The 6159-nt window shown below is 69.1% G+C and carries 9 protein-coding genes; 4 read left to right on the top strand and 5 right to left on the bottom strand.

The window, feature by feature from the left end; all coding sequences use genetic code 11:
• Window positions 1–10: 10 nt before the first annotated feature.
• Entirely contained in the window at window positions 11–241 is a 231-nt protein-coding gene (locus tag AC08OT_RS18460; protein ID WP_476594358.1) for an FmdB family zinc ribbon protein, read from the top strand.
• A gap of 41 nt (window positions 242–282) precedes the next feature.
• On the opposite strand, the gene AC08OT_RS18455 is transcribed toward AC08OT_RS18460, so the two are convergent.
• A complete protein-coding gene (locus AC08OT_RS18455) occupies window positions 283–534 on the bottom strand; it encodes a hypothetical protein (protein ID WP_011434801.1) in 252 nt (83 codons plus the stop codon).
• Between the two features lie 354 nt (window positions 535–888).
• On the bottom strand, window positions 889–1317 hold the full coding sequence (locus tag AC08OT_RS18450) for a DUF2795 domain-containing protein (RefSeq protein ID WP_476594356.1): 429 nt from the start codon (window positions 1315–1317) through the stop codon (window positions 889–891).
• A gap of 147 nt (window positions 1318–1464) precedes the next feature.
• Between AC08OT_RS18450 and AC08OT_RS18445 the strand changes: the two genes are divergently transcribed.
• Window positions 1465–2340, top strand: coding sequence for a Rieske (2Fe-2S) protein (locus AC08OT_RS18445; protein WP_476596337.1), 876 nt, complete (start codon window positions 1465–1467; stop codon window positions 2338–2340).
• Window positions 2341–2354: 14 nt separating this feature from the next.
• Here the strand turns inward: AC08OT_RS18445 and AC08OT_RS18440 are convergent, their stop codons facing one another.
• From AC08OT_RS18440 to AC08OT_RS18430, 3 genes are read right to left on the bottom strand one after another with little or no spacing between them, the layout of a single operon-like run.
• On the bottom strand, window positions 2355–2828 hold the full coding sequence (locus AC08OT_RS18440; RefSeq protein ID WP_476594354.1) for a metallophosphoesterase family protein: 474 nt from the start codon (window positions 2826–2828) through the stop codon (window positions 2355–2357).
• Window positions 2828–3217, bottom strand: a complete 390-nt coding sequence (locus tag AC08OT_RS18435; protein ID WP_476594353.1) for a metallophosphoesterase family protein — start codon at window positions 3215–3217, stop codon at window positions 2828–2830. Before AC08OT_RS18435 ends, AC08OT_RS18440 begins: the two co-directional genes overlap by 1 nt.
• A complete protein-coding gene (locus tag AC08OT_RS18430; RefSeq protein ID WP_476603097.1) occupies window positions 3214–4179 on the bottom strand; it encodes a nucleotidyltransferase in 966 nt (321 codons plus the stop codon). The genes AC08OT_RS18435 and AC08OT_RS18430 overlap by 4 nt, the downstream gene beginning before the upstream one ends.
• A 489-nt stretch (window positions 4180–4668) precedes the next feature.
• On the opposite strand from AC08OT_RS18430, the gene AC08OT_RS18425 reads away from it, so the two are divergent.
• Complete coding sequence (locus tag AC08OT_RS18425; protein ID WP_462203189.1) at window positions 4669–5094, top strand: MarR family winged helix-turn-helix transcriptional regulator; 426 nt, start codon at window positions 4669–4671, stop codon at window positions 5092–5094.
• A 414-nt stretch (window positions 5095–5508) separates the two neighbouring features.
• Window positions 5509–6039 (top strand): DoxX family protein, encoded by a 531-nt coding sequence (locus tag AC08OT_RS18420; protein ID WP_476594351.1) that lies wholly within the window; start codon window positions 5509–5511, stop codon window positions 6037–6039.
• Window positions 6040–6159: the final 120 nt, after the last annotated feature.

The following is a 6159-nucleotide window of genomic DNA, read 5'->3' as shown; positions in this document are numbered from 1 at the left end:
TCCTGGTGCCGTGCCTGCCTATGACTACCGCTGCCGGGTATGTGACGCATCGTTCGAGGTCCGCCGCAGCATGCACGAGTCCGTGCCGGACAGCGCGGTGAGCTGCCTCTCCGGACACACCGAGACCTTGCGGATCTTCTCTGCGATCGCCGTCAGCCGCGGCTCGGCCACGCCGGCTCCGGCCACGGCCGCGCCGTCCGCCGGCGGGGGCGCGTGCTGCGGCGGTGGCTGCTGCGGCTGACGCCACCGTTCGCCCTGACGCCACCGTTCATCCGGGGTGGCTCACCCGCGGTGGCGATGGATGCCCGCGGCCTGCGATTTCGTCGGCCCACGCGCCGCCCGGGTCCGCGGGCCGACATCCACCTGACGGTCCCGCTGGCCGCCGCACGCGGCGGCCCGGTCCTCCACCAGCCGCCGTCGCAACAGCCGCAGGGTATCTTCCCGCTCGGTCTGATCCAGACCGGCGACGAGGGTCTGCAGCAGATCACCTGATCCGGGTCGTTGGTCGCCATAGCCGAACCCACTCGTACCCATGGGCGTGTCCTACCCAGGCCACCGGCGTGTCACGCAGTCCCGGGCCCACGGGAACAAGGCGCCGGGCCACCGTCGTCTCCGCCACGCCTCCCGCACCCCCCGCAGCCGAGCGCGGACGACCCGGCGATCGATGGCCCGCGGGCCGAGCACCATGATCTATGCGATGCCCAGCGCCCACAAGCCGGCGAGGGCACCGAAGGCAAAAACGTTGAAGGCTCCGATCATCGCGAAGCCGACGAGCAGCAGAACGCTCGCGGCGAGCCCGCCACTCACGGGTGTTTCTATACCCCGCCGGCTACGGCGTCATACCGACTACTTCATGATGTTGGTCATATTACGGGTCATCGGACGGATTCAGTGGCGCCGTGACTCCACGTGGGGAGGGCCGGGTCGCAGTACCCGCCACAGCGCGCCCAACGAGGTGAACTGGATGTCGGGCGGCGCACCGGCGACCTCGTCAACCACCCGGTCCGGGGCGTGCTGATGATGTAGATGATCCATGATCTCGTCACGATTGGCGGGGAAGACCGCCCGGCCGAGCCAGCGGGCGAGCTCGGAGCGTTCCTCGACGTCCACCGGCGTCATCCCGGCCGGCGCACCGACCCGCGACCCAGCGGCATCCAGGTTCTGCGGGCCACCGGTCGCTTCCTCGGGGAACGGTTCAGCGGAGCGCCATTCCTCCGCCCGCGTGTCCCGCCCGGCCCGCACGAGCCCCTCGACCTCGTGCGCCATGATGTCGTCGCGCACAGGGCCGTGCTTGGTGCTTCCGCGATCCACTGCCATGTTCTCGTTCCTTTCCGCTGTTTCAGTGGTGCGCGCTGACGGACGAAGCAAACCCGCGATCAGGCCACCCGGCATCTCCGGCCAGCAGATGTTCACGGCCAGCGATGGGCGGGAACACCGGCATCCATGGTGCGGATACCCCACAACGTGTTGGTCGGACCCGCCGAACGCCTGGAGCGGGCCGAAGCTCTCGACCCGATGGCAGTAAAGATCCGTGACATGGTCCGCCGCTCCCTGCACGACGGCGCCATCCGGGACACCCTGCACGGCGTGCCGCTCGGCCACCCGCTGCATCCGGCGCTCGCCCAGCTCCCCATCGGAACCTGGATCTCCGCGGGGATCGTGGACCTGCTCGCGGGACGTCACGAGGAGTCCGAACGGGCGGCCCGGGTGCTGATCGCCACGGGGTTGCTCGCGGCGGTCTCGGCCGCCGCCGCCGGCCTCACCGACTACTCTGAGCTGCATGAGCGCCAGCTGCGGGTCGGGGTGGCGCACGCCGCGACGAACAGTCTGGCGGCCTGCTGCTACGCCGCCTCGCTCGGCATCCGGTCGCGTGGCAACAGCCGCCTCGGCCGTCGTCTCGCGCTGCTCGGCCTCGCCGCGGCCAGCACGTCGGCCTACCTCGGCGGTCATCTGGCCTACCGGCAGGCGTCGGGGGTCAACCACGCCGAGGAGGTACCCCACCTGCTGCCGCCCGGTTGGCATCCGCTCGCCCTTCTGGACGAACTGGCGGACGGCCGACCCGAGGTGCGGCTGTTGCGGGATGTGCCGGTCGTCCTCCTCCGGAAAGGAGACCACGTCGACGTACTGGCCGGCCGGTGCAGCCACCTGTCCGGACCACTGCACAAGGGAGAGATCATCCGAAGAGACGGCTTCACCTGCCTGCGCTGCCCCTGGCACGGCAGCACCTTCCGGGTGGCGGACGGCGCGGTGGTGCATGGTCCCGCGACCGCGCCCCAGCCGCGGTTCGATGTGTGGATCTCCGATGGTGAGGTCCGGGTACGGCTACCCGGGGCGGGATAGCTACCGCGGGATAGCTAACTGGGGCGGGATAGCGTCGAGGGGCTGTCCGCCGCGGAGCGGGGCGTCCCGGCTGCCGGGACGCCGTCCGGGACGCCGTCCGGGCTGGCGGCGCCAGCCGAGCGCTGTAGGCCCGCGCGGTCCGGGCCCGGGCGCCCGGTGGTGGCCATCTCGCCCACCCCGTAGAGCGCATAGGCTTTCCGGATCACCGGCCGGGCCACGTTGCGGACCGGCACCCCACCGGCCGTCGTCCCGTGCTCCGAACCGGCATGGGCGTGACCGTGCAGCGCAAGGCAGGCGGCTCCCGCGTCCACCGCCTCGGCAAGGTGGTAGCTGTCGAGAAACGGGAAGATCTCGGTTCGCTCGCCGATGAGCGTGTCTGGTACCGGGGCATAGTGCATCAAAGCTACGCGGACTTCGCAATCCAGACTTTCCAGCGCGCCACGCAGCCGGGATCCGGCGTCCTTCGTGTGCCGGATGAAAGCCTTCATCAGTGGTTCGCCGAAGTCGCTTCCGCTGGCCCCGGCGAACCCCCGCCGAGTCCCTTGACGCCGGCGATTCCGAGACGGCGGCCGTCGATGTCGAGGACCGTGCCGCAGCCTTCGAGGACGGTCACGCCAGCGTCGGTCAGCATTTCGGTGATTTCGTTCTCGGCACCGCCGTGGTAGTCGTGATTACCCAGGACGGCGACGACGGGCACCCCGGCGTCCGCCACCTCGGCCGCGACGATCTCGGCCTCGGCCGGCAGCCCCCGCTGAGTGAGATCACCGGCCAGCAGCAGCACGTCCGCCCGACCGGCAAGTCCACGCAGCAGGGGTGCGAAGGTTCCGCGGCTGTCCACGCCCAGGTGGATGTCGCCGACGGCGGCAATTCTGATCATGAGATGGTCTCCACGTTCGGCGGTGCCTCGGTCGGCATCCCCCGATCCGCGATGGTGACCTCGTTACTCACCAGGCGTCCGGGAAGCGCCTCGGCGAGCACATCCGCGACGGCCCGGCGGCGGGCGTCCGTGGCGACCTCGCCCTCGACCAGGATCTGCTGGCCATCCACCACCACCTCCAGCCCGAGCTCGGCCACCCTCGGATCCTCGGCGAGGCGTTCGTGCAGGTCACCGGCGAGGTACTCATCGGCCTCAGTGAGGTCCAGTACCCCGTACCCGGCGGTGTCGGCGACCCGCTTCGCGGTCCCGGCCTGCTCCGCCCCACCCGCTGGCACCAACGGGCCGTGCGGACGTGAACCCGTGGGGGTGCCCCCGGCCGACGGAGCACCTTCGGCCGACACCGCACGACCGGCGGCCGGGATCAGGTTGAGCCGGGTGGCCACGAGCAGGGCCGCCTCGGCGAAGGGGGAAGTGGCCGTCGCGCGACGCACCTGATCCCAGTCGACCTGCTCCCGCATCGCTCTGATCATCTGTATCACGCGAGCGAGATCACAGTACCGTTCCTCCAGGGCCAGCAGGGTCATCTCAAACCAGTCGGTGGCATCCAGCACGGGCATGCGCACCGAGTCCACCGACATCTCGCTGGACCGCTCCAGCATCTGCTGGGTCACCGCCCGACCCACCGGATGGTGGATGAGATCGACCAGCACCTCGCCGTCAAACACCTTGGTGAGCCAGTCCTCGGGTGAGTCGACCGGGCGCAGGCCGGCGTTCGCGAGCACCTCGACCGCCCGCGGCACGTCGTCCTCGCGCAGCATGAAATCGACGTCGTGGACCGGCTCGGGGCCGCCCCGGGCCCAGCAGGCGTAGCTGCTCCCGAGAGCGAACGGGATGCCCGCCTCCTTCAGGGTCACAGCCACGCGTTTCAGACTCTCCCGTAGGCCTCTGGACGCATCCTCCATACCGCTGCCCGTACCCGCGGGAACCACGCGACGCACCTCGCGTACCCCACCGAAGTCGGGACCTCGCGTACCCCACCGGAGTCGGGCGGCAGGTAGCTGTCGCGATTGCGACACCCCTAAATGACTATCTCAAAGCGGTGACAAGACTACTACAGAAGCATGGGGGTGTCCGGCCATCCGTAGTTATAATTTCACTACATGCCACAAGAGTTACCACTTCGACGCCTGATAGGCACCTGAATCTCACAGCTTGACGACACCGAGCGTCGACATGAGCGATGATGACCTTCGCGGCAAACCTGTCGCCCGCCTACTTCGACACCGGATTGGAAGCGAACCCTGAACACGCGCACACGATCCGACCAGTTGGCCAGGGCCCTCGGAGGGGAAACAGCCGCACCGGAGAACTCCGGCGAACGTCTCCCTGGACAACGCGCCACTGGGCCGGCCACCCTGACCTCGCGGCCGGTCGCCCCGGGCGGCCACGGCGTGGTCGACCTGTCCAGCCATCCCGGCCAGCTGGCCCGCCGGCTCCAGCAGGTGACCTATCAGCTCTGGACCACCACCGTCTCAACCGAGACGACGCCTCCGCAGTTCGTGGTCCTCAACAGCCTGCTCGCTGATCCCGATATTGATCAGCGCACGCTCGGAGAACGAGCCTCCCTGGATCGGTCGACGGTGGCCGATGTGGTGGCGAGGCTCGTGCAGCGTGGGCTCATCCGCCGGGTCCGTGACCCGCGTGATGGCCGGCGCAATGTCCTGCGGCTGACCAAGCGGGGAGAGTCGACCCACGGCCAGGTGGCGGACCGCATCGACCAGATGAACGACAAGCTGCTGGCGCCGCTGTCCGAGGAGGAACAGACCGCCCTGTTGTCGATGTTGGCCCGCATCGTCGACCAGGATAGGCCCTATTAACACAGTGCGGGGTCGCTACTCATCGCCTAAGGTCGATGACGGTCGGCAGTTATACGATCTCACCGGCACCGAGGACGATGCAGCGGCTCCGTCGACGCGGCACAGGACATCACGGTCGCTGCCCCCGCGCTCCCAGCAAACCGCCCTTTGACCTGCCCGCGGTACGACTCACGGTCATCGGGCTCGTCGTTCTCGCGGCCGGCACCTTCGGTATCGCCACCTCGTAGCTGCCCACCGGCCGCGAGACCGCCCGACCCGCACCGCCGTCCACCACGAGCCGCGCTGGACGGCGGGTACCCTCGGCGCGACGCGATGAAGACGACGGGCGGACGATGACGATGAACGGGCAAAGACGACGGGCGGACAAAGACGACGGACGAAGGTCGGACGTAGACCGGTCCGAGGAGGACACCCGTGACACCGCCTGACACCGCGGCCCTGGTGCTCCGGGTCATCGTGGATCTTACCCTGGTCACGCACGGCTACAACCACGTCTTCGGACCGGGCGGGATCAAAGGGACGGCCGGCTGGTTCGAGAGCATGGGGCTGCGGCCGGGCATCGTGCACGCCTGGGCGTCGGGACTGATCGAGATCGCGGCCGGTTTCGGGCTGCTCTTCGGGTTCCTCACCCCGTTCAGCGCAGGTGGGATCATCGGCACCATGGTGGTGGCCGGCGTGACCGCCCATCGCAACAACGGGTTCTTCATCTTCAGGCCGGGCCAGGGCTACGAATACGTCTTGATGATCGCGGTGGTCTGCGCGGCAATCGGCATCCTGGGACCGGGCAAGGCGTCGCTGGACCATGCGATCGGCATCGACCTGGACGGCTGGGCCGGCGGGCTGATCGCGATCGTGCTCGGCGTGGGAGGCGCGGCGCTCCTGCTCGCCACCGCTTGGCGGCCGAACAAGCCGGCTGTGAACGAGCCCGAATCCAGCAGCGTCTGATCGATCCGACCACGACCCGCCATCGTGCTCATCGCCACCACCACTCCTCCCCATCCCCGTAGCCGCCATCACGGTCATCACCGTTGGCCATCCGGCCTCCCCGTCCGTCAGATCGTCGAA

The organism is Frankia sp. CgJB1 (assembly GCF_977947065.1).
The sequence above is the reverse complement of the archived record's forward strand: the minus strand, read 5'-3'. Positions and strand labels throughout refer to the sequence as shown.

Bases quoted from the DNA above. Each gene is read 5' to 3' on its own strand.
- AC08OT_RS18435 (WP_476594353.1), bottom strand. From the start codon at position 3,217: ATGATCAGAATTGCCGCCGTCGGCGACATCCACCTGGGCGTGGACAGC.
- AC08OT_RS18440 (WP_476594354.1), bottom strand. From the start codon at position 2,828: ATGAAGGCTTTCATCCGGCACACGAAGGACGCCGGATCCCGGCTGCGT.
- AC08OT_RS18430 (WP_476603097.1), bottom strand. From the start codon at position 4,179: ATGGAGGATGCGTCCAGAGGCCTACGGGAGAGTCTGAAACGCGTGGCT.
- AC08OT_RS18455 (WP_011434801.1), bottom strand. From the start codon at position 534: ATGGGTACGAGTGGGTTCGGCTATGGCGACCAACGACCCGGATCAGGT.
- AC08OT_RS18450 (WP_476594356.1), bottom strand. From the start codon at position 1,317: ATGGCAGTGGATCGCGGAAGCACCAAGCACGGCCCTGTGCGCGACGAC.